This window comes from Rhizobium sp. CIAT894 (assembly GCF_000172795.2).
Taxonomy (GTDB): Bacteria; Pseudomonadota; Alphaproteobacteria; order Rhizobiales; family Rhizobiaceae; genus Rhizobium.
Map to the genome: position 1 here is coordinate 1,940,449 of NZ_CP020947.1, position 25,219 is coordinate 1,965,667.

31 protein-coding genes and 1 pseudogene are annotated in these 25,219 nt (G+C 60.8%); 15 read left to right on the top strand and 17 right to left on the bottom strand.

Features of this window, described 5'->3' with window-relative positions; genetic code table 11:
• Nucleotides 1-56: 56 nt before the first annotated feature.
• The 5 genes and pseudogenes from RHEC894_RS09620 to map all read right to left on the bottom strand — a co-directional run.
• Nucleotides 57-236: pseudogene (locus tag RHEC894_RS09620) on the bottom strand (JAB domain-containing protein); the annotation flags it as partial.
• Between the two features lie 143 nt (nt 237-379).
• Nucleotides 380-1,567 carry an alpha-hydroxy acid oxidase gene (locus tag RHEC894_RS09625; RefSeq protein ID WP_085737093.1) on the bottom strand — a complete coding sequence of 396 codons (1,188 nt, stop codon included), beginning with the start codon at nt 1,565-1,567 and terminating at the stop codon, nt 380-382.
• Between the two features lie 190 nt (nt 1,568-1,757).
• Entirely contained in the window at nt 1,758-3,119 is a 1,362-nt protein-coding gene (locus RHEC894_RS09630) for a hypothetical protein (RefSeq protein WP_010069375.1), read from the bottom strand.
• Nucleotides 3,120-3,194: 75 nt separating this feature from the next.
• The gene (gene radC / locus RHEC894_RS09635) at nt 3,195-4,013 is read right to left on the bottom strand and encodes a DNA repair protein RadC (protein WP_085737094.1); all 819 of its coding nucleotides are present in this window, start codon (nt 4,011-4,013) and stop codon (nt 3,195-3,197) included.
• A 7-nt stretch (nt 4,014-4,020) separates the two neighbouring features.
• On the bottom strand, nt 4,021-4,857 hold the full coding sequence (gene map, locus RHEC894_RS09640; RefSeq protein ID WP_085737095.1) for a type I methionyl aminopeptidase: 837 nt from the start codon (nt 4,855-4,857) through the stop codon (nt 4,021-4,023).
• A 248-nt stretch (nt 4,858-5,105) separates the two neighbouring features.
• Between map and RHEC894_RS09645 the strand changes: the two genes are divergently transcribed.
• The 3 genes from RHEC894_RS09645 (at nt 5,106) to RHEC894_RS09650 (ending at nt 6,397) form a co-directional block, all read left to right on the top strand.
• Nucleotides 5,106-5,765, top strand: coding sequence for a TetR/AcrR family transcriptional regulator (locus tag RHEC894_RS09645; RefSeq protein ID WP_085737096.1), 660 nt, complete (start codon nt 5,106-5,108; stop codon nt 5,763-5,765).
• 132 nt (nt 5,766-5,897) lie between these two features.
• Nucleotides 5,898-6,071 carry a hypothetical protein gene (locus RHEC894_RS32955; RefSeq protein WP_164517681.1) on the top strand — a complete coding sequence of 58 codons (174 nt, stop codon included), beginning with the start codon at nt 5,898-5,900 and terminating at the stop codon, nt 6,069-6,071.
• Nucleotides 6,068-6,397 carry a DUF6105 family protein gene (locus RHEC894_RS09650; RefSeq protein WP_085737097.1) on the top strand — a complete coding sequence of 110 codons (330 nt, stop codon included), beginning with the start codon at nt 6,068-6,070 and terminating at the stop codon, nt 6,395-6,397. Before RHEC894_RS32955 ends, RHEC894_RS09650 begins: the two co-directional genes overlap by 4 nt.
• Here the strand turns inward: RHEC894_RS09650 and ruvX are convergent.
• Entirely contained in the window at nt 6,337-6,828 is a 492-nt protein-coding gene (gene ruvX / locus RHEC894_RS09655; RefSeq protein ID WP_085737098.1) for a Holliday junction resolvase RuvX, read from the bottom strand. The two genes, RHEC894_RS09650 and ruvX, sit on opposite strands and share 61 nt — an antisense overlap.
• A 227-nt stretch (nt 6,829-7,055) precedes the next feature.
• Here ruvX and RHEC894_RS09660 point away from each other — a divergent pair, with 227 nt between their 5' ends.
• The 4 genes from RHEC894_RS09660 (at nt 7,056) to RHEC894_RS09680 (ending at nt 10,375) form a co-directional block, all read left to right on the top strand.
• On the top strand, nt 7,056-7,760 hold the full coding sequence (locus RHEC894_RS09660; RefSeq protein WP_010067898.1) for a metal-dependent hydrolase: 705 nt from the start codon (nt 7,056-7,058) through the stop codon (nt 7,758-7,760).
• A gap of 69 nt (nt 7,761-7,829) precedes the next feature.
• Nucleotides 7,830-8,117 carry an Asp-tRNA(Asn)/Glu-tRNA(Gln) amidotransferase subunit GatC gene (gene gatC, locus RHEC894_RS09665; RefSeq protein ID WP_010067897.1) on the top strand — a complete coding sequence of 96 codons (288 nt, stop codon included), beginning with the start codon at nt 7,830-7,832 and terminating at the stop codon, nt 8,115-8,117.
• A 58-nt stretch (nt 8,118-8,175) separates the two neighbouring features.
• Nucleotides 8,176-9,657 (top strand): Asp-tRNA(Asn)/Glu-tRNA(Gln) amidotransferase subunit GatA, encoded by a 1,482-nt coding sequence (gene gatA / locus RHEC894_RS09670; RefSeq protein WP_085737099.1) that lies wholly within the window; start codon nt 8,176-8,178, stop codon nt 9,655-9,657.
• A gap of 331 nt (nt 9,658-9,988) precedes the next feature.
• On the top strand, nt 9,989-10,375 hold the full coding sequence (locus RHEC894_RS09680) for a response regulator (RefSeq protein ID WP_085737100.1): 387 nt from the start codon (nt 9,989-9,991) through the stop codon (nt 10,373-10,375).
• A 27-nt stretch (nt 10,376-10,402) separates the two neighbouring features.
• On the opposite strand, the gene RHEC894_RS09685 is transcribed toward RHEC894_RS09680, so the two are convergent.
• Nucleotides 10,403-10,900 (bottom strand): sigma-70 family RNA polymerase sigma factor, encoded by a 498-nt coding sequence (locus tag RHEC894_RS09685; RefSeq protein ID WP_085737101.1) that lies wholly within the window; start codon nt 10,898-10,900, stop codon nt 10,403-10,405.
• A 139-nt stretch (nt 10,901-11,039) separates the two neighbouring features.
• On the opposite strand from RHEC894_RS09685, the gene RHEC894_RS09690 reads away from it, so the two are divergent.
• Entirely contained in the window at nt 11,040-11,315 is a 276-nt protein-coding gene (locus tag RHEC894_RS09690) for a hypothetical protein (RefSeq protein ID WP_010066836.1), read from the top strand.
• Between the two features lie 49 nt (nt 11,316-11,364).
• On the opposite strand, the gene RHEC894_RS09695 is transcribed toward RHEC894_RS09690, so the two are convergent.
• Nucleotides 11,365-11,622, bottom strand: coding sequence for a YjhX family toxin (locus tag RHEC894_RS09695; protein ID WP_085737102.1), 258 nt, complete (start codon nt 11,620-11,622; stop codon nt 11,365-11,367).
• Between the two features lie 307 nt (nt 11,623-11,929).
• Between RHEC894_RS09695 and RHEC894_RS09700 the strand changes: the two genes are divergently transcribed.
• The gene (locus RHEC894_RS09700; RefSeq protein WP_010066465.1) at nt 11,930-12,439 is read left to right on the top strand and encodes a GNAT family N-acetyltransferase; all 510 of its coding nucleotides are present in this window, start codon (nt 11,930-11,932) and stop codon (nt 12,437-12,439) included.
• Nucleotides 12,440-12,443: 4 nt separating this feature from the next.
• Here the strand turns inward: RHEC894_RS09700 and RHEC894_RS09705 are convergent, their stop codons facing one another.
• Complete coding sequence (locus RHEC894_RS09705; protein ID WP_085737103.1) at nt 12,444-12,755, bottom strand: DUF1294 domain-containing protein; 312 nt, start codon at nt 12,753-12,755, stop codon at nt 12,444-12,446.
• A 147-nt stretch (nt 12,756-12,902) separates the two neighbouring features.
• On the opposite strand from RHEC894_RS09705, the gene gatB reads away from it, so the two are divergent.
• The 5 genes from gatB to RHEC894_RS09730 all read left to right on the top strand — a co-directional run bounded on the left by gatB (nt 12,903) and on the right by RHEC894_RS09730 (nt 16,444).
• A complete protein-coding gene (gene gatB, locus RHEC894_RS09710) occupies nt 12,903-14,405 on the top strand; it encodes an Asp-tRNA(Asn)/Glu-tRNA(Gln) amidotransferase subunit GatB (protein ID WP_085737104.1) in 1,503 nt (500 codons plus the stop codon).
• A 3-nt stretch (nt 14,406-14,408) separates the two neighbouring features.
• A complete protein-coding gene (locus RHEC894_RS09715) occupies nt 14,409-14,912 on the top strand; it encodes a GNAT family N-acetyltransferase (RefSeq protein ID WP_085737105.1) in 504 nt (167 codons plus the stop codon).
• Between the two features lie 3 nt (nt 14,913-14,915).
• Nucleotides 14,916-15,386 (top strand): GNAT family N-acetyltransferase, encoded by a 471-nt coding sequence (locus tag RHEC894_RS09720; protein ID WP_010065787.1) that lies wholly within the window; start codon nt 14,916-14,918, stop codon nt 15,384-15,386.
• Nucleotides 15,387-15,489: 103 nt separating this feature from the next.
• A complete protein-coding gene (locus RHEC894_RS09725; RefSeq protein WP_085737106.1) occupies nt 15,490-15,888 on the top strand; it encodes an NADH:ubiquinone oxidoreductase subunit NDUFA12 in 399 nt (132 codons plus the stop codon).
• A 115-nt stretch (nt 15,889-16,003) separates the two neighbouring features.
• Nucleotides 16,004-16,444 (top strand): DUF2155 domain-containing protein, encoded by a 441-nt coding sequence (locus RHEC894_RS09730; RefSeq protein ID WP_085737107.1) that lies wholly within the window; start codon nt 16,004-16,006, stop codon nt 16,442-16,444.
• A gap of 180 nt (nt 16,445-16,624) precedes the next feature.
• On the opposite strand, the gene RHEC894_RS09735 is transcribed toward RHEC894_RS09730, so the two are convergent.
• From RHEC894_RS09735 to RHEC894_RS09765, 7 genes are all read right to left on the bottom strand, one after another.
• Nucleotides 16,625-17,290, bottom strand: coding sequence for a GNAT family protein (locus RHEC894_RS09735; RefSeq protein ID WP_010066999.1), 666 nt, complete (start codon nt 17,288-17,290; stop codon nt 16,625-16,627).
• 250 nt (nt 17,291-17,540) lie between these two features.
• Nucleotides 17,541-18,470, bottom strand: a complete 930-nt coding sequence (locus tag RHEC894_RS09740) for a DUF2167 domain-containing protein (protein ID WP_085737108.1) — start codon at nt 18,468-18,470, stop codon at nt 17,541-17,543.
• A gap of 76 nt (nt 18,471-18,546) precedes the next feature.
• Nucleotides 18,547-19,161: a leucyl/phenylalanyl-tRNA--protein transferase gene (aat, locus tag RHEC894_RS09745; protein ID WP_085737109.1), complete on the bottom strand. Its 615-nt coding sequence runs from the start codon at nt 19,159-19,161 to the stop codon at nt 18,547-18,549.
• A gap of 7 nt (nt 19,162-19,168) precedes the next feature.
• Complete coding sequence (gene accC / locus RHEC894_RS09750) at nt 19,169-20,524, bottom strand: acetyl-CoA carboxylase biotin carboxylase subunit (RefSeq protein WP_206427908.1); 1,356 nt, start codon at nt 20,522-20,524, stop codon at nt 19,169-19,171.
• A 4-nt stretch (nt 20,525-20,528) separates the two neighbouring features.
• Nucleotides 20,529-21,002, bottom strand: a complete 474-nt coding sequence (gene accB / locus RHEC894_RS09755) for an acetyl-CoA carboxylase biotin carboxyl carrier protein (protein WP_085737110.1) — start codon at nt 21,000-21,002, stop codon at nt 20,529-20,531.
• Between the two features lie 20 nt (nt 21,003-21,022).
• Nucleotides 21,023-21,460 carry a type II 3-dehydroquinate dehydratase gene (aroQ, locus tag RHEC894_RS09760; protein ID WP_085737111.1) on the bottom strand — a complete coding sequence of 146 codons (438 nt, stop codon included), beginning with the start codon at nt 21,458-21,460 and terminating at the stop codon, nt 21,023-21,025.
• Nucleotides 21,461-21,621: 161 nt separating this feature from the next.
• On the bottom strand, nt 21,622-22,380 hold the full coding sequence (locus RHEC894_RS09765) for a DsbA family protein (RefSeq protein ID WP_085737112.1): 759 nt from the start codon (nt 22,378-22,380) through the stop codon (nt 21,622-21,624).
• Nucleotides 22,381-22,584: 204 nt separating this feature from the next.
• Between RHEC894_RS09765 and RHEC894_RS09770 the strand changes: the two genes are divergently transcribed.
• Nucleotides 22,585-23,742, top strand: a complete 1,158-nt coding sequence (locus RHEC894_RS09770; protein ID WP_085737113.1) for an aminotransferase class I/II-fold pyridoxal phosphate-dependent enzyme — start codon at nt 22,585-22,587, stop codon at nt 23,740-23,742.
• A gap of 39 nt (nt 23,743-23,781) precedes the next feature.
• Here the strand turns inward: RHEC894_RS09770 and RHEC894_RS09775 are convergent, their stop codons facing one another.
• Entirely contained in the window at nt 23,782-25,143 is a 1,362-nt protein-coding gene (locus RHEC894_RS09775; RefSeq protein WP_085737114.1) for a tlde1 domain-containing protein, read from the bottom strand.
• Nucleotides 25,144-25,219: the final 76 nt, after the last annotated feature.

Below are 25,219 nucleotides of genomic sequence, written 5' to 3' on the forward strand. Positions count from 1 at the left end.
TTTGCGACACAAAATGTCGCCCGTCTATCGGTAGCCGGTCAATGTTACAGATTGTTTTACGGCCGCCGATTCAGCCCGCCCTGTGCTTTTCGGATCAGCTTCAACCCCTTCAGTCTGAGATGGCCGGCCCAACCGATAATGACGTGGTCATGGACGATAATATCGAACGCCTTGGCGGCATCGATGATTGCCTTCGTCGTTTTAATGTCGGTACGCGACGGTGCCGGGTCGCCGGCAATGAGCTGTGTTGTCGGTGCAGTCTGTGATCGTCATCGGATCGCTCGAAGGGGTCAGGGAGGGGCAATTCCTGCTTTACGGATGACCGGACGGGGCCGTCATTCGATCACCAATCCCGTCTGCCGCCGGGCGTCCGATGGCTTCATGCCCGGGTGATGTAGTCAGTAGAAATATCGCTCACCTTGGTGACGCCGAGCAAAGCCATATTGCTATGCAGTTCCCTCTTCAGGATATCCGCTGCCTTCAGCACGCCAGGTAGGCCCGCGACGGCTGCAGCATAAAGGAACGGCCTGCCGACGAACACGAAACAGGCTCCGAGCGCCAGGGCCTTCATGATATCCGTTCCGCGCCTGAAGCCGCCGTCGACCATGACGGCGGTGCGGTCTCCAACACGCGCCGCAATCTCCGGAAGCACCTGAAGGGGAGATGCGGTGCCGTCGAGCTGGCGGCCGCCGTGATTGGAGACGATCACGCCATCCGCCCCGGTATCGACAGCCCGTGCCGCGTCGTCAGGATGCATGATCCCCTTGACCACGAGCGTGCCTGACCACCTCTTGCGTATCCGCTCCAGATGCTCCCAGTTGAGATGGTCACGCCTGCCGAAATCACGCGTGACGTTCGAGGAGATGATCGGCGCGCCTCGTGTGGCATAGGAATTCTCAAAATGGGGAATGCCGTGCCGGACGATCGTGCGCAGGAATGTGCCGGTTGTCCAGCGCGGGTGCGAAATGCCCTGCCAGGCCAGGCGGAGGCCGGGACGCAAAGGGGTCGAAAACCCGGCCCTTACATTGTTTTCGCGATTTGGCAGCGTCGCCGTGTCCACGGTCAGCAGAAGCGTGCGGATGCCGGCCGCCGCGACGCGATCGACGAGAGCGTCGATACGGTCGGGTTCGCCGGGCAGATAGGCCTGAAACCAGGCTTGTGGCGAAACCGCAGCGATCTCTTCCAGAGGGATGAGTGACGAACCGCTGATGATCATCGGCATTCCCGATTGGTCCGCTCCTTGCGCAAGCACGATGTCGCCTCGATAGGCCATCAACGCGCTGATCCCCATCGGCGCGATGCCGAACGGCACGGCATGGGTCTTGCCGAAGAGGCTCGTCTCGGTGCTGCGCCCCGAGACGTCCCGAAGGACACGGGGCCGGAAGGCATAGGCCTGGAAAGCCGCCGCGTTATGGCGCAGCGACGCATTGGTCTCGGTTGCGCCGGCGATATAACCGAACAGAGGCTTCGGCAGATGTCGCCGTGCCTTCATTTCAAAATCATCGAGGCAAAGCACGTCGCGGCAGAGCCGGGTTGATCGATCAGTGTTACCGCTGGAGATCGTCATGGAGTTTCATCTTCCCGGTATGTCTGGCGGGCATTGTCCAGAGATGGTGGTGCAGGATTGCATACAATCTCGCACCGCCGACGACTGTCAATCCAGCATTCCTCAGTCTTCTCGCGGGATGGACTGGGATCAGCGTGTTCGTTGAGAGTTCCCGCGCGCTTTGCCGCGATTTTTCTGAACAGGAATGTCGCTAGTTGTCTGTCAATAGAGCAAACCGACGTTTTTCGATCTGCTCGCGCGCCAATTGCCCCGCCGCCGCGCAAAGATCGGGCGCATAGAGCTGGCAAGTTCCTCGCTTTTCGATCCCCCTGTCGATCAGATCCAGAAGTCGTGTAGGTGCGATGTCGGGCGGCGCGGCAATGCGACCGATGACGACGTACTTTTCCATTTTCTCATGATCGGCGTGATCAATATCGGGGTTGCGCCAGCAATTTGCGCACATGATCTTAAGGTTCTCGGTGTGCGAATAGATAATGGCGTCACCATCCAATTCCTCACTCAGATCGATCAATTGGCGTGCTGTCTCTTGCGTGCCCGCGAAAGCAAAGAACTGATAGTTCTGGTGCACAAGCGTTGCCAGATGCGGGAAGACCGGGACCTGCTGTTCACCGTAAGTGTGGTACGTAATCGGAGCGCCGTCCATGAGGATGACATCGCCATAGTCGACGCTGAGATTGCCGTACAGCACGCTGCGAATAATGCCGTGACACGGACTTAAGCGCTCTATCCATACTGTCTCCTCCGCCCCTGGATCATCACAGTCCGCCGTCCGCTCAGCAAGAGGCCGCTGGGCAAGCCTCACCTTGCAGGCTGAATACCCACCTTCCGGTAACCCGAATCGTCCAAGCTCGATCTTCTGTCCCATCCGCTTCCATACGTCCAAGGCGGTCTCGGTGTCCCTTGCGCCGGTGGCGCAGATTCCAAGGTTCCACTCCGTACTGTCGCGAACCTCCTGCTGCAGGCTTGCAGCAGCCCGAGCTGCCGCTACGCCTTCTGCGAATCTGCCCCGCGTTTTGTAGAAAAGGCCCAAATTGTATTGATACGCGCTTTTCCGTGGATCGATTTCCGTCAGTTTCCGGAGGCTGTTCTCGGCGATTGCATCCATCTGGCGCGCCATCATTTGTGCCGACGTGGCGAGCCCTCGCAGTATCTGCTCATGTTCAGGCCCTCCCTCATGGAGCTTGGCCAAGCGGTCCAGCGTCGCGACCATTGATTGAAATATCGGGTGTTCAGGCGGTGACGCGTTCAGATCGTCGATGTCGCGGACGGCTTCTAGGCATAGCCCGAGCGCCGAAAGAATATCGATATTGTCGTCGTGAGCGTCTGCGATCTCGGAAAGAACGTCTGTCGCCTCTTCTCTCGTGAGGCTTTGTTGGTCGACTATCCATAACAATGCCATCGCCGCCTCAGTCTGGTGGCGCTGGGCTTTTCGAAATGGTTGGATTTTCTGCCATGCTATCTGCTTGCGGCCCGCCTGTCCTTCTGCAACGACGTCACGTGCAATCGCGTCGATCTCATCGGAAGTGAGAACCGCGCTGGGACCGTTCGACATGATCGTCTCCGTGGAGGGCTTCTGTATGGGCAAGAATGGGCGGTGATTGTGTAGTCGCGTCTCAACTTAGCGGGATTACATCAGCTTCAGCCCCTTCAGGCTGACATGGCCGTCCTTGCCGATAATGACGTGGTCGTGGACAGTGATGTCGAGCGCCTTGGCGGCATCGATGATCACCTTCGTCATGTCGATGTCGGCGCGTGATGGTGTCGGATCGCCGGAAGGGTGGTTGTGGACCAGGATCATCGCCGTTGCCGAAAGCTCCAGCGCGCGTTTGACCACCTCGCGCGGATAGACCGGTGTATGGTCGACGGTGCCGCGACCCTGCACCTCGTCGGCGATCAGCACGTTGCGCTTGTCGAGGAAGAGGATGCGGAATTGTTCGCGGGTCTCATGCGCCATGGCAGCATGGCAATACTGGATGACCGACGACCAGGAGGAGAGCACCTGCTTGCTCCGGAGCTCGCTCTTCAGGGTCCGGTGGGCGACGGTCGAGATCAGTTTCAGGTCGAGGGCGACGGCCTCGCCGACACCCTTCACCTCGGTCAGCAGCGCCGGCGGCGCGCCGAAGACGCCGGAAAGCGAGCCGAAGCGTTCGATCAGCGCCTTGGCGATCGGCTTGGTGTCGCGCCGCGGGATCAGCCGGAAAAGCAGGAGCTCGAGGATTTCGTAGTCGGCAAGCGCGGTATCGCCGAGTTCGCGGAAGCGATCGCGCAACCGCTCGCGATGGCCGTGATAATGCTCTTGCCCGGCAAGCGAAGCGGGCAGAGCGGTCCCGGCTTTCGGCCCGGACGGTTTCTGTTTGCCGAAGAAGGAGCGTTCGTCGGCCATGGGCTCTTGCGTTGGAAAAGGCAGTTCGTTGTCGGAAGATGTCGAAACAGGGCCTTTCGCCATCGCAGCGTCACCCGTTGTATGGCGGCAGACCGGGGCGGTCGAGGCCGCCGGGCGACAGCGTGAAGATCTCGCAGCCGTCGGAGGTGACGCCGACGGTGTGCTCGTACTGCGCCGAAAGCGAGCGGTCGCGGGTCACCGCCGTCCAGCCGTCGGCCAGCACCTTCACATGCGGCCGGCCGAGATTGATCATCGGCTCGATGGTGAAGATCATGCCTTCGCGCAGCTCCGGCCCCTCGTTGGCGCGGCCGTAATGCAGGATATTCGGCGAATCATGAAACAGCCGGCCGACGCCATGGCCGCAGAAATCGCGCACCACCGAGCAGCGCTCGGCCTCGGCAAAGGTCTGGATCGCCTCGCCGATCGCGCCGGTGCGCGCGCCCGGCCTGACGGCGGCAATGCCGCGCATCAGTGATTCGTAGGTAACTTCGAGCAGCCGCTCGGCGGCGCGCTTGATCGTGCCGACAGGATACATCCGGCTGGAATCGCCGTGCCAGCCGTCAAGCACGAAGGTGACGTCGATATTGACGATATCGCCTTCGCGCAGCGGCTTGTCGTTCGGAATGCCATGGCAGACGACGTGGTTGATCGAGGTGCAGGTCGATTTGGTGTAGCCGCGATAGTTCAGCGTCGCCGGGAGGGCGCCGTGATCCATGCCGAAATCGAAGACGAATCGGTCGATGTCATCGGTCACCAGCCCGGGCTTGACGATATCGGCGAGCGCATCGAGGCAGCGCGCCGTCAGCTGGCATGCCCTGCGCATGCCCTCGAATGCTTGCGCGTCATAAAGCCGAATGGCGCCCGTATTCTTCGAGGGCGCGGAAGAGGCTTCGATATAGTTCACCATTGCAGGGCCTTAGTGGAGAATATTAGAATTGTTCATAATGCAGCTATGCCGGGTTCGTCCATCGCGATCAACCGCAAGGACGAGATTTCTCAGCCGATCCGATCGGCCCGGCATGCGCCCCTCCACATGCCTTCGACGCCAATCATCGGTGCGGGACGGAATATCCACAATCTTCCCAAGGGCATAGGATTGATTGCAGGAGGCCTGCCCGCTACTCACCGATTGGTGACAGCGGGGAAGGGTCGGTCATGCTGAATGAAGCCGTAAATCTTGAAAATTCACTTGAGGCCGGCGTCGAGCCGGAACGGCGTGTGCGTGATCGCGGCGCCACCGAGCGCGCGATCCTTGCCGCCGCCAAGCGACTGTTGGCCGAGGAAGGATTCCAGAATTTCGGCATCAATGCGGTCGCCCGCCGCGCCGGCTGCGACAAGCAACTGATCTATCGCTATTATGGCGGCCTCGACGGCCTGGTGGAGGCGATCGGCGCCGATCTCGGCACATGGGTGAAGGATCGCATTCCGGAAGACACCGGCGGCATGTTCCTGCTCACCTATGGCGACCTGATGGAGCGGCTGTCGCTTCTCCTCCTCGACGCTTTGCGAAACGATCAACTGATGCGCCGCATCCTCGCCTGGGAAATATCGGAAAACACCGAGCAGGTGAGGCGGCTGTCGGAAGCGCGTTCGAAGGCGCTGGCTCTCTGGCTGGAACGCATGCGGGGCTCGCTGACGCCGCCGAAGGGCGTAGACACGGCAGCGGTCAACGCCATCGTCATCGCAGCGATCCAGCACCTCGTGCTTGCCGCCTCGGCCGGCGGGCAGTGCGCCGGCTTGTCGCTGAAGACGTCCAGGGACTGGGAGAAGGCGGCGACGGCGCTGAAGCGCATCGTGCGCGGCGTCTACGGCTGATCGCTTCCTTCATCCACAGGGAACCGGCGCCGCGTTAACCTTAATAAATGGTTTACGTTGCCTGGGCTGGGTTAACCCGACAGTGTGGGATCAGCAGAGATGGAATGAGTGAGAGTCTCCGAGTTGACATCCATGGGACCCAAGATCGGCAGAGCCACGTTTTTCGTAACGGCGATGATGTTTTTCGCAGTTCTGGCGCTGGATATCGCAATTCCCACCCTGGTGCTTTGCATCATGGCATTGTCGATCTGGTTGGTCTCCCTCGATCTGCCCGTCGCGCGCAAGCATGGAGGAGAGGCCGCATGAAGTGGTTTCTGATCTTCTGGGCCGGCCCTATCGTCTTTCTCGGCGGATGGTACTGGCTCTCCTATTACGACATGAATTTCGGCATCCTCATGCTGTCGCGCCAGGTCCATGACCTGACCTTTCAGCTTTACGGAAAGGCGCTCGGCATTCCGCCGGAGACGATCCCGCCGCTCGTGGCTCGCGCCATCGCGGTCGACAGCCTCGTCGTCTTCGCCATTCTCGGCTTCAGAAAGCGCAAGTCGATCATCGCCTGGTGGAAGGCGCGTCAGCTGAATTCGTCTCCATCGGATCTCGCCAACAAGGAAAGCCTGTCGAGGGCGCCCTGAAGGATGAAGCTTGCCGCGGCCGAATCGATACGTTCGGCCCGCTTGGCGCGCGAGACGTCCATTTCCAGCAGCGTCCGTTCCGCCGCCACCGTCGACAGCCGCTCGTCCCAATAGACGAAGGGCAGCGCCGTCTTCTGCTCCATGTTGCGCACGAAGGCCCGCGTCGCCTGCACGCGCGGCCCCGCCGATCCGTCCATATTCATCGGCAGGCCGATGATGAAGCCGGCGACCTTTTCGGCTGCCGCAAAATCCAATAGCGCCTGCGCATCTATGGTGAACTTGACGCGCCGGATCACCGGGCGTGGCGTGGCGAAACGCCGGCCGAGATCGGACATCGACAGCCCGATTGTCTTGGTGCCGAGATCGAGGCCGGCAATCGCCTGCCGCGGGGCAAGCGTCCCGGCCATTTCCTCGATCGTCAGCACCGTCATCGCCAATTCATCCCGTCAAAAGAAATTGAAGTCGCCGCCGCTTTCCTTTGGCGGCGCATGAGATATGTCCATAGAGCATGATGCCGAAAAGTGTGAGCGGTTTTCGGACGACATCATGCTCCAATTCTTTAATTGAGATACGGATTCAGATGTTAGGCAGATCCGGCCTAAAATCATCCGTATCTCCCCAAACAGGCTTTTGCATCACGTAATAAAGGAGAGATTTCATGAAGATCACCTGGCTCGGCCATTCCGCCTTCCGCATCGAGACCGGAAAGGCGAAGATCCTGCTCGATCCCTTTCTCAGCTACAACGCCTCCTTTTCCGGGCAGGATATCAAGGACGTTTCGGCGGGCATCACCCACATCCTGCTGACGCATGGCCATGGCGACCATGTCGGCGATACCGTGGCGCTTGCCAAGGAAACCGGCGCCGTCGTTCTTGCCAATGCCGATCTCGCCGCCTGGCTCGGCTCCAAGGGCGTCGATAAGATCGAGATGGGCAATACCGGCGGCACGATCGCGCTCGGCAGCTTTTCGGCGACCTTCACCAATGCGCTGCACTCGTCTGCCCAGATCACCGAGGACGGCGTTTCGCATGCGCTCGGCAATGCCAACGGCCTGATGCTGCATTTCGAGGATGAAGCCTCGATCCTGGCCATGGGCGATACCGACATCTTCGCCGACATGGCGCTGATCAACGAATTGCACCAGCCCGATATCGGCCTCGTGCCGATCGGCGACCGCTTCACCATGGGCGGCGCCGTGGCGGCTCTTGCCTGCCGGCGCTATTTCAATTTCAAGACGGCGATTCCCTGTCACTTCGGCACCTTCCCGATCATCGATCAGACGGCCGATAAATTCGTTGCCGGCATGGAGGGATCGAAGACTGATGTGAAGGCGCTGAAGCCCGCCGAGAGCCTGTCGATCTGACGAAATCCCGTTGCACCGGGCGGACATGGCCTTTATAGCGAGTAGGAAAAATCCCATCCGGAGAATGCCATGTCCGTCGACCTTGCCACCGTGAAGCGCGTTGCCCACCTTGCCCGTATTGCCGTCTCCGAGGACGAGGCAAATCGCATGGTTGGCGAGCTGAACGGCATCCTGGGCTTCGTCGAGCAGCTCTCCGAAGTCAATGTCGATGGCGTCGAAGCGATGACCTCAGTTACCCCGATGGCGATGAAGAAGCGGACGGATGCGGTGACGGACGGCAGCAAGGCCGCCGATGTCGTCGCCAACGCGCCTGTCACCGATCATAATTTCTTTCTGGTGCCGAAAGTCGTCGAATAAGGCTTCGAAGCCTCTTTCCGACCCTGTTGCCATTTTCAAGATCTGAAGCGAAAACACCATGAGCGAACTCACCAGCCTGACCATTGCCGAAGCCCGCCAGAAGCTGCGTGCCAAGGAAATCACCGCACTCGAACTGACCGAGGCCTATATTTCGGCAATCGATGCGGCCAATGGCCGGCTGAATGCCTATATCAAGGTGACGCCCGATCTCGCCCGCGTCATGGCGAAGAACTCCGACGAGCGCATCGTCGCCGGCAAGGCCGGCGAGCTCGAAGGCATTCCGCTCGGCATCAAGGATCTCTTTGCCACTGTCGGCGTGCATACCCAGGCCTGCAGCCATATTCTCGACGGTTTCGAGCCGCGTTATGAATCGACCGTGACGCAGAACCTCTGGGATGACGGCGCCGTCATGCTCGGCAAGCTGAACATGGACGAGTTCGCCATGGGCTCGTCCAACGAGACGTCCTATTACGGCCCGGTGATCAATCCCTGGCGTGCAGCAGGTTCCAACCAGCAGCTCGTTCCCGGCGGCTCCTCCGGCGGCTCGGCCGCCGCCGTTGCTGCGCATCTTTGCGCCGGCGCCACCGCGACCGATACCGGCGGCTCGATCCGCCAGCCGGCCGCCTTCACCGGCACCGTCGGTATCAAGCCGACCTATGGCCGCTGCTCGCGCTGGGGCACCGTCGCCTTCGCCTCTTCGCTCGACCAGGCAGGCCCGATCGCCCGCGACGTGCGCGATGCCGCCATCCTCTTGAAGTCGATGGCAAGCGTCGATGCCAAGGACACGACGTCGGTCGATCTGCCGGTGCCGGATTATGAGGCCGTCCTCGGCCAGTCGCTGAAGGGCATGAAGATCGGTATTCCCAACGAATACCGCGTCGACGGCATGCCCGAGGAGATCGAGGCCCTCTGGCGCCAGGGCATTGCCTGGTTGAAGGAAGCCGGCGCCGAAATCGTCGACATTTCGCTGCCGCACACCAAATACGCCCTTCCGGCCTATTATATCGTCGCTCCGGCCGAGGCGTCGTCGAATCTGGCGCGTTACGACGGCGTGCGCTACGGCCTGCGCGTCGACGGCAAGGACATCGTCGACATGTACGAGAAGACGCGTGCGGCCGGTTTCGGCCAGGAAGTCAAGCGTCGCATCATGATCGGCACCTATGTGCTGTCGGCCGGTTATTACGATGCCTATTACATCCGCGCCCAGAAGGTCCGCACGCTGATCAAGCGCGATTTCGAACTTGCCTTCGACGCCGGCGTCGACGCCATCCTGACGCCGGCGACACCGTCCTCCGCCTTCGGCATCGCCGATGAGGACCTCGCCGCCGATCCGGTGAAGATGTATCTGAACGACATCTTCACGGTGACGGTCAACATGGCTGGCCTGCCGGGCATCGCCGTGCCGGCCGGCCTCGACCAGAAAGGGCTGCCGCTCGGCCTGCAACTGATCGGCAAGCCCTTCGACGAGGAAACCCTCTTCAAAACCGCCCATGTCATCGAGCAGGCGGCCGGCCGGTTTACGCCGGCCAAGTGGTGGTAACGGACCTTGCGATCCGAAAGACAGCGGCGACCGACCACGAAGCGGCCGCCGTCCTCGGCTTCGCCGCATGGGCCGCAAGCGGCGCCTACGAAGACAGCTATCGCGATCCCGATGTGATTGTCAGTTGGCTGACCGATAACGGGAATCAGTCTGCCCGGTGTTTGCCGGTGTCGCCAATATTGGAAAGTTGACGCGCTTGACGCCTGGCCTTCTGGAGATGCCGGGAACATTCGCGGCTTCGGTATGTTGGTTGTTCAGCCGGATCAAAGACGATGGCACAGGATCGCGAAAAGCAGTCCGGCGGCTGCCGGTCGGTTAGAGGAGCGAGGCTTTGGAAAATTCGGCCATCGAGCTCTTTGCAGGAAAACGCGTACTGATTGTCGAAGATGAATATTTCCTGGCAGATGAGACACGGTGGAATCTTGAGAAAGCCGGTGCTGTCGTCGTCGGCCCGGTTGCCCGGGTGAGCGCAGCTCTGGAGCTTGTCGAGAACGAGGAGATCGACGCAGCAATCCTCGATGTTCATCTGGAGGGCGAGTTTGTCTTTCCGGTCGCCGAGGAACTTGAACGCCGCAATATCCCATTTGTATTTGCCACCGCCTTCGACCCGTCTGTAATTCCGGTGAGGTTCACAGGCTTTGCGCTGTGCGAGAAGCCGACGGAATTGGGAAAGATTGCGGAAGCTTTGTTCGGGCAGGGGCCTGCCGACTTCCACTAAGCGCATCATCGAACGACAGCTATCAAATCATTCGCTGTCGAGAGCCTTTGTCAGATGATGGCGGGCCCGGTTCACCCGGCTCTTGATGGTCCCGACCGGAACGCCGCACTGGTCTGCAGCGGCCTCGTAGCTGACGCCTTGAACGAACACCAGGTCAACGGCCGTCCGATAATTGTCGGGCAACGTTGAGATTGCGATCTCCAGCTCGCGCCCGCGCACCTCCCAGATCTGTGATGGTGGCGATGAAGCCAAATCGGCGGAATCATCGATCCCGCCGACATGCTCTCGCTTGGACATTTTAAACTTGGTGCAGAATGTGTTGCGCATGATTGTAAAAAGCCAGGAGCGAAGCTGAGTGCCGCGCTGGAAATTCCCAGAATGGGCGATCGCTTTGGCAAGCGTTTCCTGCACAAGGTCGTCGATATCGCTCGCTGAGCTGTGGAAGCGTCTGGCGAAACATCGCAGAGCGGCCATATTATCGAGCAGTTCCGCGTCCGTGAAGCCGGACCGATCATCACTGGGCATTGGCGATCTCCTATGATGAGGTCAACTTCGCCTCGCCTTTTACGTTCCACTCTGCCCGCTGATTCTTTTATAAATCTGCCGACGCCGAGAGCGGTGATGATGGTATTGCTGTCAAATGCCTTGTCGGAAGGGAGGTCTTATGTCGAAACAGGATCTTGGACAGTTGATCGAGGCAATTGATCGTCTTGCGGCCGGCGGCTTCACCATGGGTGTGGATTGGCAGGTGGTACACGAAATCTGCCAGCGCCACGAAGGCGAGCAGCCGTTCGACTGGGGCCATGCGCTTTGCCATCGCATCGAAGGCGACGACTGGAATGCCGATTACTGGTATCGCCGCGCAGGCAGGAATCGCGGCACGGGCGCGATGGCCGACGAGTGGTCGGCGATGCGCGCGGAGTTCGCTGCAAAGGCCTGAGCAGCACCCTGACCGCGCCGGGTTCGAACGCGGTCAGGGGTTGTCTGAACTACCTGTTGTTGAGCTGCGACCTCACCAGCCTCAGCCCTCTTTCGGTGATCCGGTAGGGCTGGCCGCTGGAGGACTTGATGGCTCTCAGCCGCTTCAGCCTGCGGAAAAGATCGAGGTCGACGCCGGGATAGAGCCAGCCGTCGCGGGTGAAGCAACTGACTGCCTCGATCTTCCTGTTGTCGTCGCGAGAAATTTCGATGCGGCCGCCTTGGGCCATGAGATGCAGGATGCGCTGCTCCGTGCGGGAAATGTCCATGTTGAGATCCGGTATCGCGCCCAGAGGCGCGCGCAAAAACGATCTGGCGCTCTTTCGAACGTCAGGGCTTCGTTTTTTCGGGCCCATGCGCGCAAGCGGACTTGCGGGCAGGGCCTTTACCAGGTCTGTGACAGGCTCAACATAAAACACCTCGATACGTTTTTTTATGCAGCGCGGAAAAGCCGGTCAAGTCCGCGCTTGCCGATCAAACCGGTCGAAAACCGCAGTTTCCTGCCATCATCCCGCTGCTGGTACTGGTAAATTCCGCGACTCAATGGTCTAGTTGCGGGGTAACGCGGAGGTGTCGTTGATCCACATTCGCAATGCCCGCGACGGCGAAGCGGAGCTATTGAGCGAGATCGGCCTGAGGGCCTGGCAAAAGGCGATGGCGTCGATCGGTGAATCGGACGCGATGATGGATGCAGCTCGCAACGCCTTTCGCAACTTCGTGGAAAACCGCTGGCTGACCATCACCGTCGTCGAGCGGAACAGCCAGATCGCGGGCTGGGCGGCGCGCGAGGGATTGGATGAGACCATCTCGGATTTCTGGATCGATCCCGTTTTCACCCGCCAGGGGCTTGGTTCGGCGCTTCTCGAGCGCATCGAGAAGAATATCGCCGATCAGGGCTTCGAAAGGGCGGCGATGCAGACCCATTCCGGCAATGGCGAGGCGATCGGCTTCTTCCGGAAACACGGCTACAGCATCCATTGGCTCTCGGTCGCCTATAATCCGAAGCTCGACCGCGACGTGCCTTCGGTCGGACTGACGAAAATGCTCACCTCGGATGGCGAAGCGGGATACGGGCAGGAATTCTGAGGTTTCAAAAATTCGGAAGAAGGTGAGGGGCCCATAGCGGCGCCGAGGTCAGCGCTGTGGCCAATATGCCGTGGAGTATCAGGATCGCCGCCAGGATCGACCGGAACGGTTCCTTTCTCGTCTTGTGCCGCAGGATTTGCTGCGCCGCCACCGCGCCGAGGCTGCCGCCGATCAGCGCAAGGGTCAGAAGCGTCCGCTCGCTGATGCGCCACCCGCCCTGGCGCGCAGCCCGCTTGTCGAGGTAATAGACCGAAAAGACGATGAGGTTCAGCGCCAGCAACAGTGCGGCCATTTGAGTGATGTCGATCATCGTCATGCGGCGACACTATCATGCGTGGGTTAACCCGCGGCAAATGCACCGCCATTCGTCGAACCGCGTTGCACGCTATGGCGAAAGCCTTGCACCGGCACGCCATTTCCTTTACCTCACCAATGGAAAAGAACAGCCTGCAAAGAGTATCAGATGACCCTTGTCGACGTCCGCACGCCTGATCCGAAACGCTTCATCCCCGGCGCCACCGGCGACTGGGAAGTCATCGTCGGCATGGAAGTCCATGCCCAGGTGCTGTCCAATTCGAAGCTCTTCTCCGGCGCCTCGACAGAATTCGGCAAGCCGCAGAATTCGAACGTGTCGCTGGTCGATGCCGCCATGCCCGGCATGCTGCCCGTGATCAACGAGGAATGCGTCAGGCAGGCCGTGCGCACCGGTCTCGGCCTGAAGGCTCAGATCAACAAGCGCTCGCTCTTCGACCGCAAGAACTATTTCTATCCCGACCTGCCGCAGGGCTATCAGATTTCGCAGTTCAAGGATCCGATCGTCGGCGAGGGCAAAATCGTCATTTCGCTCGGGCCGGACCGACAGGGCCAGTTTGAGGATATCGAGATCGGCATCGAGCGCCTACACTTGGAGCAGGATGCCGGCAAGTCGCTGCACGACCAGCATGCGACCATGTCCTATGTCGACCTCAACCGTTCCGGTGTCGCGCTGATGGAGATCGTCTCCAAGCCCGACATGCGCTCGTCCGATGAGGCCAAGGCCTATATGACCAAGCTGCGGTCGATCGTGCGCTATCTCGGCACCTGCGACGGCAACATGGACGAGGGCTCGATGCGCGCCGACGTCAACGTCTCCGTTCGCCGCCCGGGCGAAGGTTTCGGCACACGCTGCGAAATCAAGAACGTCAACTCCATTCGCTTCATCGGCCAGGCGATCGAATACGAAGCCCGCCGCCAGATCGGCATCCTGGAGGATGGCGGGACGATCGAGCAGGAGACGCGCCTCTTCGACCCGAACAAGGGCGAGACGCGCTCCATGCGCTCCAAGGAAGATGCGCACGATTATCGTTATTTCCCCGATCCGGACCTGCTGCCGCTCGAATTCGACGATGCCTTCGTGAACGCGCTCGCAGCCGATCTACCGGAACTGCCTGACGACAAGAAGGAGCGCTTCGTGCGCGAACTCGGCCTGTCGATCTACGACGCCTCCGTGCTCGTCTCCGAAAAGGCGATCGCCGATTATTTCGAGGCCGTGGCTGCGGGCCGCGACGGCAAGATGGCGGCGAACTGGGTGATTAACGACCTACTCGGCGCTCTGAACCGCATCGGCAAGGACATCGAGCAGACGCCGGTTTCGCCGGCCCAGCTCGGCGCCATCATCGATCTCATCAAGGCCGGCACCATCTCCGGCAAGATCGCCAAGGATCTCTTCGAGATCGTACTGACCGAAGGCGGCGATCCCACCGCAATCGTCGAAGCGCGTGGCATGAAGCAGGTGACGGATACCGGTGCGATCGAGAAGGCCGTGGACGAGATCATCGCCGCCAATCCCGATCAGGTGGAAAAGGTCAAGGCGAAGCCGACCTTGGCCGCATGGTTTGTCGGCCAGGTGATGAAGGCGACCGGCGGCAAGGCCAATCCGCAGGCCGTGCAGGCGCTCGTCAAGGCGAAGCTCGGCATCGAGGAATAAGCGGTGTATTTCGTCCGCACCGCCGGCGAGCGCGACCTGGAGAAGGTCCGCGCCCTGCTGGTGGAGAGCTTTCACGCCACCTATGACGGCCTGCATGGCAAAGCCAAGGTGGACGAGCTGATCGCCCATCTCTTTACGCCGGCGGCGCTGAAGGCCCGCCTGGTGCGCAGGGATGCCGAATTCCTCGTCGCCGACGATGGCCGCACTATCGGCGGCATGGGCTACGCGGCGATGTCGCAGGCGTTGACGAAGACGGTCATGCTGCATCTCCTCTATGTCAGCCCGGCGCTGCAGCGGCAGGGCATCGGCCGCGATCTCTTCGCCGAACTCGAAACCTGCTTTCCCGATGCGGAAATCATGCGTCTCGAAGTCGAACCGCAGAATGCGGCGGCGATCGCTTTCTATCAGGTGCACGGCTTCTCCGAAGTCGGCCGCAACGAGAATAACGCACCCGGGCAATCCGGCATTCCCTCGCTCATCCTCGAAAAGCCGCTCGAGGGGCATTGAGGCGTGACGGTCGAAACCGCCATTCTCATTCGCCAGGCGCGCCGGGAGGATCTTTCGGCCCTGGTGGCAATATTTGCCGCCGACGCCGTCGGCGGTCATGGTGACACCACCAATCCGGAGGCTCTTGCCGATTATGCCAGGGCCTTCGCAATCATCGAGGCTTCGCCCGACCAGACGCTTTATGTCGCGGAGTGCGGCGGCGAGGTGGTCGGCACGTTCCAGACGATGGTGACGACCACCCTGACCGGCCGCGGTTCCTCGGCGATGATCATCGAGGCGGTGCAGACGCGTGCCGACAGGCGCGGGCAGGGGATCGGCGCACGGATGATCGAATTCGCCATTGCCGAGGCAAAAGGCCGCGGGATCGGGCGGGCAGCGTTGACCTCGAATGCAATCCGCAAGGATGCTCATCGTTTCTATGAAAGGCTGGGATTCAAGCCCTCGCATCTGGGCTTCAAGATGGCCTTGAAATGACCCGTGGCTCTCGTGGAATCGCTGGACAATTCGGCTTGGCGACGGCATAAGCGAGGAAATGAGTTCTGGTTTGGCTCGCATCTGGCGGGCACAAGGAAAAGACATGTGGAATCTTCTGGTTCAAACCTTTACCTGGTGGAACGGTCAGACGATGGGCACGCGTTTTGCGACCTGGCGTTTCGGCAAGCGCGTCGGCGAGGATGAATTCGGCAACGTCTATTACGAAGGCGGCATGTCGTCCTATGGCTTGCCGAAGCGTTGGGTGATCTACAAGGGTTATGCCGACGCCTCCGCCATTCCTCCGGGCTGGCATGGCTGGATGCATCATCGCACCGATGTTCCTCCGTCCAAGGAAAATTACGTCGCCAAGGAATGGCAGAAGGCGCATCGCCCGAACTTTACCGGTTCTCCCCAGGCTTACCGTCCGCCGGGCTCCATTGCCGCTCCAGGCGAACGGCCGCGGGTTACCGGCGATTACGATGCCTGGACGCCGGGCAACTGAGACGGCTCGACCGGGCGACCCTCAGGCCCGGCTTTTGGCCACAATTGACCTTTACCCGCAGGTTGGCCGCGCTTGACCGCGGTCTTGAACTGAAAATGTCTGGAGACGGGTACATATGAAGCTCTTCACGCGGAACATGGTCCTGCGTGCCGCCGGATCGCTGCTGGCGCTCTCGGCCCTGCTTCCACCAGTTGCGGCCAATGCCGCACGCATCGAAAATCCGGTCGCCGTCTTCTCCGGTCTCGACAAGATCACCGGCCGCATCACGACCTTCGACGTCTATGTCAACGAGACGGTGCAGTTCGGCGCGCTGCAGGTGACGCCGAAGGCCTGTTATTCGCGCGACCAGGCGGAAGCGCAGAAGATCGACGGTTTCGTCGAGGTCGACGAGATCACCCTCGACCGCAAGATCCGCCGCATCTTCACCGGCTGGATGTTTGCCGCCAGCCCCGGCCTCAACGCCGTCGAGCACCCGATCTACGACGTCTGGCTGAAGGACTGCAAGACGAACTCGGACGTCCCGGCTCCCGATAGCGCCAAGGCGACAGCCCGCTAACCTGTTTCGCGTCGCGGTCTCCCCGACCATACAGAGCAACGAAGCGCCTTGAATTGCTCGAACTTGCTTTGTTGATCTGGCATCGGTCTCTCCTTGAATTCACGCAGAAACGCGCCTGGAAGCAGCGCGGCTCTGCCTTCAAAAGGATCGGCATGCCAATCGGCGGTCGGTTGCCGGCGCTCAGAGATCGAAAGTCAGCTTGCTCAACTGGCTTCCTGCCGCGTCGAAATTACCGGCTCTCAACCAGCGCTCGTAGCCGGCGCGCAATTGCGGCCATTCGCTGTCGAGGATTGAGAACCATGCCGTGTCGCGATTGAGGCCCTTGACCACCATATGCTGCCGGAAGAGGCCTTCAAAACGGAACCCGAACCGTTCGGCCGCCCTCTTCGACGGCAGATTGAGATCGTGGCATTTCCATTCGAAACGCCGGTAACCCAGGCCGAAGGCGTAGTCGGCAAACAGGAACAGCGCTTCTGTCGCCACGCGCGAGCGGGTAATCGCTGGTCCCCACATGATGCTGCCGATCTCAATTACACCATGCGTCCTGTCGATACGCATGAGCGCCTGTCGCCCCTCGGCCCGGCCGGTCTTCTTGTCGATGACAGCGAAGAACAATGGATCGGTGCTCGCCGACGCTTTTTGCGCCCATTGTACAAGTTCCGCCAAGCCGGATGGCGCTTGTTCGAAGAGATATCGAAACCGGTCATCGGCACCTGGCGCCGATGCTGCCTCGTACAGCGAGGCTGAATGCTGGTCAGGGTCGAGCGGTTCCAGCCGCACATAGGACCCATTCAATGTTTTGCGCTCTGGCGCTGGAGCGCCCTTCCAATTGGTAAGATTCACCAATGCACCTCCTGAACAAGCCGACCATTGCGATCATCGTGTAAAATCGAGTCCCTCAATGCCACAATTTTGGTACGGCCGACCCGTCCATTTTTCACAATCTGCCCAGACCAATTTCGGCACGTCTATGCGCCGACTGCCTCAACCATTGAGCCAGAAGAGGCCGCTCGCTTCGGCGGGGATGTTGCCACAATGGTAGCGTTTGACCGTGTCGAACAGCTCTGACAGCAGTCCATCTTGACGCGCGCAAGCCTTATGCAGTGGGTGTCTTGTTCCTCGTGAAAAGACCCTTGGCAAAGCGAAGCGCGCCGCCAGCCACGACGACGATGAGGATGCCGGCTTTTTTGAGGAAGACGGCCGCAAGCGCCAGCAGCCCCACCTTTGCGGCGATCTTGGCGCCCGCGCCGGCGGCGATCATTCCCGCCATTCCGTAGGCAGCGATCTTGTCGCCTTCGACGTAGTCGGTATAGGCCATTCCCGTGTCGAACTGCACGAGCGTCGTGACGGTCGGAATAACCGCCTCGATCTCCTTCAACTGGTTCAGGCCGGCAACGAAGTCGAACTCAAATACGCCCTGGCGGCCGAGGGTCCGCACGGAATAGTTCAGGGTGTGGGGCGCCCGCATGTCATCGCCGAACAACAGATCGCGCGCCCAGTGCATCGCATGCGCGGATTTGTCGTAATGCGGCGTCGAGGCCCACCCGATAAGCGTGATCTTTTGAAAACCCTGCTTCTCGCGCTCGACGTTGTTTTCCCGGATGGAATCTTTGATGTTCTGCAGCAGTTCGTCGTAATTGGTCGTCGCGGCATCGGCGTCGGAGACATAGCCGTCGGCGCTGTATTGCACGACGGAACCCCAGGCCTCGATATCGGTCGGCGCGTATTTCGCCGGGAAGATCATCCCCATCGTTCCCTCCGCCGCCTGCGGGGGATTTCCCCAGATGTCGACAAGCACCGTCTTCGTGTCGGCGGGATTGAGATAATAGAAGCCTTGCGGCACGTTCAGCGTCGCCTTCGCGGCAGGCAGCTTGATTGCTCCCTGCTGAAAATCGAGCTTTTCCAGCAACGGCTTTTCCGCGTCGGAAAAGTCGCTCCTGTCCGGGAACATCTCCTGGTAAGGGCGGGCGCCGGCCTGAGCTGTGAACAAGGCGAAAAGGATCGCGGCTGCAAAATATCGTTTCAAAATTCTATCCCCCGTTGCAGGCGCCGAACCTATTCAAATCGGCTCGAAAATCAACGCTGGGATGAAAGGATCGCGCTTAAAACTTGAGGTGTGGCGATTCCATCGCGGCTGCAAGCATCAGGGCATAATCGGCCTTCGGAACATCGATCGCTCCGAACGTCTTCAGGTGCTCGGTGGTGAACTGCGTGTCGAGCAGGGTGAAGCCCTTTTCCCTGAGCCGTTCGACCAGATGCACGAGGCAGATTTTCGAGGCATCCGTCCGGCGCGAAAACATGCTTTCGCCGAAGAAGGCCGAGCCGAGCGAGACGCCGTAGAGGCCGCCGACCAGTTCGTCGCCGTCCCAGGCTTCGACGGTGTGGGCATGCCCCATGTCGAAGAGTGTCGCGTAAAGCGATCGGATCGTTTTGTTGATCCAGGTGCTCGGGCGACCGGATGTTTCCTCCGCGCAAGCCGCGATCACCTGGTCGAAAGCGTGATCGAAACGGATCTCGAAGGGTTTCCTGCGCACCGTCTTGGCAAGGCTCTTCGACACGTGGAAATGGTCGAGCGGCAGCACGCCACGCAGCTCCGGCTCGACCCAGAAAATCTCCGGGTCGTCGGCGGATTCGGCCATCGGGAAGAGGCCGATGGAATAGGCGCGCAGGAGAATGTCAGGGGTGATGCCTGGTGACTTCCTGCGCGATCCTGCCATTCCTGTCCTATGCCGCCGGTGCGTTGGCGAGGTAGTGTTCCAGCCAGTGGATGTCGTAATCGCCGTTGGCGATGTCCTGGTTGGAGACGAGATCCTGGAACAGCGGCAGCGTCGTATTGATGCCGTCGACGACGAATTCGTCGAGTGCGCGACGCAGTCGCATCATGCATTCGACGCGGGTACGGCCGTGAACGATCAGCTTGCCGATCAGGCTGTCGTAATAAGGCGGAATCTTGTAGCCCTGATAGGCGCCCGAATCGATGCGCACGCCAAGGCCGCCCGGTGCATGGAAATGCGTGATCGTGCCGGGCGAGGGCACGAAGGTGCGCGGATGCTCGGCATTGATGCGGCACTCGATGGCGTGGCCGGAAAAATGCACCTCATCCTGCGTCACCGACAGACCGCCGCCGGAGGCGACGCGGATCTGTTCGTGCACGAGGTCGATGCCGGTGATCGCTTCGGTGATCGGATGCTCCACCTGCAGGCGGGTGTTCATTTCGATGAAATAGAACTCGCCGTTCTCGTAGAGGAATTCGATCGTGCCGGCGCCGCGATATTTCAGCTTCTTCATGGCGTCGGCGCAGATCTGGCCGATCTTCATGCGCTGCTCGACGTTGAGCGCCGGCGAATTCGCCTCTTCCCAGACCTTCTGGTGGCGGCGCTGCAGCGAGCAGTCGCGTTCGCCAAGATGGATGGCATTGCCTTCGCCATCACCGAACACCTGGATTTCGATGTGGCGCGGCTTGCCGAGATATTTTTCCATATAGACGGCATCGTTGCCGAAGGCGGCTGCCGCTTCCGTGCGCGCCGTCGACCAGGCCTCGATCAGGTCGGCCTCGCTCTTGGCGACCTTCATGCCGCGTCCGCCGCCGCCGGCGGTTGCCTTGATCAGCACGGGATAGCCGATTTCGGCGGCCGTCTTCAGCGCATCCTCTTCGGTCTTCACTTCGCCGTCCGAACCAGGAACGACCGGAATGCCGAGTTCCAGCGCCGTTGTTTTGGCGGTGATCTTGTCGCCCATGATGCGGATATGGTCCGCCGTCGGCCCGATGAAGGTGATGCCGTGGGCTTCGAGGATATCGGCGAACTTGGCATTTTCCGACAGAAAGCCGTAGCCCGGATGCACGGCATCGGCGCCGGTGATCTCGCAGGCGGCGACGATCTGGTGGATATTGAGATAGCTCTCGCGCGAAGACGGCGGGCCGATGCAAACACTTTCGTCGGCAAGGCGCACATGCATGGCATCGGCATCGGCGGTGGAATGAACCACGACGCAGGCAATGCCGAGTTCCTTGCAGGCCCGGAGCACGCGAAGGGCGATTTCCCCGCGATTGGCGATGAGGATTTTCGAAATCATGGGCATGGGCCTATTCGATGACGACGAGGGCTTGGCCGTATTCGACGGGATGTCCGTCATCGACGAGGATTTCCGTCACCTTGCCCGACTTCGGCGAGGGGATCTGGTTCATCGTCTTCATCGCTTCGATGATGATCAGCGTCTGGCCTTCCTTGACGGTCGCGCCGATTTCGATGAAGGGACGCGCGCCCGGAGCGGGCGCCATGTAGACGGTGCCGACCATCGGTGCATTGACGACGTTCGCCGGATTGCGGGAGGGAGCCGCGGCCGGTGCGGCGGCTGCTGCTGCCGGTGCGGCAGCTGCGGGCGCGGCATAGGCAGGTGCTGCGATCGGCGCCTGGACATATTGCTGGGTGCCGGCGCGCGAAACGCGAATGCGCAGGTCGTCCTGCTCGACCTCGATCTCCGTCAGATCCGTTTCGTTGAGAATGTTGGCGAGATCGCGGATCAGTGCCTGATCGATACCCGATTTCTTTTCAGCCATGGTGTTGCCCTGTCTTATTCTTATGCCGTGATGTTCTTCAGCGCGTGGAGCGCCAGGATGTAGCTGTAAGGCCCGAAGCCGCAGATCACGCCCTTGCATGCGGGCGCGATCATCGACTTGTGGCGGAATTCTTCCCGTGCATGCACGTTGGATATGTGGAGCTCGATGACGGGAATGGATATAGCGCGGATCGCATCATGCAGCGCGACCGATGTATGCGTATAGGCGCCCGCATTGATGGCAACGCCGGCCGCCTTTTCGTCCGCCTCATGGAACCAGTCGACCAGTGCGCCTTCGTGGTTGCTCTGGCGGAAATCGATATCGAAGCCGAGTTCGCGGCCGGCAGCCTTGCAGTCCGCCTCGATGTCCTTCAGCGTCTTGCCGCCATAAATGCCGGGCTCTCTTTTACCCAGCATATTCAGGTTGGGGCCGTTCAGGACAAAAATCGTTTGCGTCATCGAATGTTCCGAAAAATGTACGACGGCAACCTATAGACTCCGCGAAGGCCGATTGAAAGCCCTTACGGATTGGGCAGCGGGAATCGTGCCACATTTGTCCACATGGTTGAAACGCTTCGATTTTGGCGATTTGATGGGCGGCCGATCGGCGATTGCTTTGCTCAGCAGGTGGTCTTGCCGCAGCTGCGCATGTTCTTGACCTTGCCTTCCAGATCGTCGAGCCCGACGGCGCCCGGCACCAGTTCTTTACCGATCACATAGGAGGGCGTGCCGCTGATGCCGAGGCTGGAGGCGAGCTGGTAGGTCGCCTGGACGATGCTGTCATTCGGGCTCTTTGCCATCTCGGCGCGGATCTTGTCCTCGCTGACGCCGAGCGAGGCGGCGACTGCGACCGCCGTTTCGTCGGAGGCGCGGCCCTCGCTGCCGAGAAGGGCGACGTGGAAATCGGCGTATTTCTCCGGCGCCAGCTTGCGGAAGGCGTCGGCCACCTTGTGGGCGGCGACCGAATCCGGCCCGAGGATCGGAAATTCCTTGAGCACGAAGCGGACGTTCTTGTCCTTCTTCAGCATCGCCTGCATGTCGGGAAGCGCGTGCCGGCAGTAGCTGCAATTATAATCGAAGAATTCGACGACGGTTACATCGCCCTTGGGGTTGCCGAGCGTGACGTCGTTCTTCGAATCGAAGATGTCGGCGGTGTTCTCATCGATTGCCATATTGGCCTTCACCAGCCGCTGGGCTTCCTGCTTCTTCTGCAGCGCATCCTGGACATCGAGCATGATCTCGGGATTTTCGATCAGGTATTGCTTGATGAATTCGCCGAACTCCTTCTTCTGCTGGTCGTCGAGCGCTGCCGCCGGAAACGGAAGAGCGATCGATGCGGCAAGCGCCAGTGCGGTGAAGCTTTTCGAGAAGAAGGCCATGATATCCTCGTCATCGGCAATGTGGTCTTGGTCGGGAAGACCGTCGCCGGGTTATGGACTTGAACGCGTCGCGTCAAGGTACGGTGCGTCGAGTTCTGTTCAAACAGGAATTTTCACCCTCGCGCCGCCCTCGCGGGATTGTGATGAGCCGATTAATGCGGCAATTGTCTGGCCACCATCGAATAAGTCGAGCGAGAAGCGATCTTGTTTTCCATATCGAAACGCAGCGAAGTCGAGCCCTTTCATGCCATGGACGTCCTGGCCGAGGCGACGAAGCGGCGTGCGGCCGGCAATCCGGTCATCTCGATGGCCGTCGGCCAGCCCTCGCATCCCGCCCCTCAGGCGGCCCTCGAAGCGGCGCGTGAAGCTCTTGCCGAAGGCCGGATCGGCTATACCGATGCGCTGGGAACGGCGCGGCTGAAATCGGCGCTTGCCCGGCACTATAAGGATCGCCACGGCCTGGAGATCGATCCCGCGCGCATCGCCATCACCACCGGATCCTCGGCCGGCTTCAATCTCGCCTTCCTCACGCTCTTCGATGCCGGCGATGCTGTGGCGATCGCAAGACCCGGTTATCCCGCCTATCGCAATATTCTGGGCGCACTCGGCCTGAAGGTGGTCGAGGTGCCGGTAACGGCCGAAACCCACTTCACGCTCACACCTGAGAGCCTTGAGGCGGCGCAGAAGGAAAGCGGCCTGACGCTGAAGGGCGTGCTGCTTGCAAGCCCCGCCAACCCGACCGGCACGGTGACCGGCCGCAATGGGCTGAAGGCGCTTGCGGATTACTGCGCGGCCCATTCCATCGCCTTCATCTCCGATGAGATCTATCACGGGCTGACCTTTGCCGGCGAGGAGGCGAGCGCGCTTGAGCTGACCGACGAGGCGATCGTCATCAACTCTTTCTCCAAATATTATTGCATGACCGGCTGGCGGATAGGCTGGATGGTGCTGCCGGAGCGCCTGGTGCGGCCGATCGAGCGGGTGGCGCAGAGCCTCTATATCTCCCCGCCCGAACTCTCGCAGATCGCCGCCACCGCCGCGCTTGGCGCCGGCGCCGAGCTCGATCGTTATAAGGCGAGTTATGCCGCCAACCGCGAGCTGCTGATGCGGCGCCTGCCGCAGATCGGCCTTTCGATCGCCTCGCCGATGGATGGCGCCTTCTACGCCTATCTCGACGTCACCCGCTTCACCAATGACAGCATGGGTTTTGCCAAACGCATGCTCGCCGAAATCGACGTCGCCGCCACACCCGGCCTCGACTTCGATCCGCTGGAGGGACATCGAACCCTGCGCCTGTCCTATGCTGGCTCAGAGGCCGAGATCGCCGAGGCAGTGGAGCGAATCGCAGCCTGGTTGAAGTAACCCTTCAACAGGGCAGGTGGCTGCTCTTTGTCCTGTCCGTCAGCTGCGCGACGAAAACAGCGAGGCGAGCGTTGAAGACGGTTTGTTGTTCAGCCTCGGCACGACCACGAGCTGCCTGATGTCGCCGCGCTTGTAGGCGGCGAGGAAGCGCTTGTAATCCTTGAAGGAGACGCAGCCGTTGGAATCGCCGTTCTTGCCGAGCATGTAGGTGTGGGCAAGCAGGCCGACACGGTCATAGATGGCATCCGAGCCCTGGAGTGGCGTCAGCCGCAGCGCCTCGACACCGTGGAAGAGGCTTTCGCGCATGGTCAGCGCGTAGGTGTGCGGCGGCGTCGGGCCGCGCATCTTCTTGTCTACGTAACGCGGGTTGTCGCGCATTTTGCCGAGGCCGGAATGGGCTTCCAGCCTCTCGCCGTTCGGCAGATAGACCGTGCTGTTCTCGATGTCGTAGATCGCCACACCGGCGCGCAGCTTCGGCGAGAAGACCGGCTTGTCGTAGCGCGGCACGGCATCGTCCTGCTCATCCTGGATCGGCGAGTTCGGCTGAGCATAGGCAAGCGCAGGCTCGGCAGGGCGCTGCGCCCCTCTGCCGGCGGGTGCCGGTTTGCCGATGAGGCCATCGGGACGCGCCATCGGCAGCGGCACGGAGCCTTCGTCCGGCGCCAGCACCAGATCGAAGGGCTGCTGCTCTCCGGCCTCGGCGACTTCCACGGGCGCAGATTTTTCCTGCGGCAGCGACACCGTTTTGAGGGCTGGTGCCGCCGGCTCGACTCGAGCGGGCTCGACCGGGGCCGGCGCGATCTGCTGCGGTCCGGCATCTGCAAGTGCGAGCAGGGCAGGGAGTTCGACGGCCGCGACAGTTTCCTTGGAAGGAATGATGATGCGGTCATCACTCTCTGCTTCCGTCTCCGCCTGGGCGAGCTCGACCGGCGGCGTGGCGGCGTCGTCCCTGGCGAATTTCGCGGTATCGGACGGCGTTACGGCGGCGACGGCGACCGGCGGTTCGGCAGGCGCGGCCAGACGATTGTTCTTTGCAAGCGCCAGCGATGCCGTTGCGGCGGCATTGGTCTTTTGCGCATGCGACTGGATGAGGTGCGCCGTCAGGGCGACGACCGGCTTGGCATCGAAGGCGGCCAGCCGGTCAGCCTTGCCGACATGGATCAGTCGTTCGTGCTGCGTTGCCGGCTTCAGCTTCGGCATCGATGCGACCTGCGTGAAGCTCTCGGGCTGAGAAGCCGGAGCGCCGACGGAATGCATCGTCGCGAAGGTCGCGATCAACCATGTGGAGGTCAGAAATCCGGCGCCGACGACACCGTAAAGGAAACCGCGAGATCTGCGCAAACGAAAAGCAGATCCGCCAAGAGGGGTGACGTTATTGAACGTCCCAACCGCAAACGCCATACTACACTCGTCTTTCAAACTCGCTACGCAGGCCGGCGGCACTGACTGACTAAACTTCGCCGGGGCCGGTAAAGGC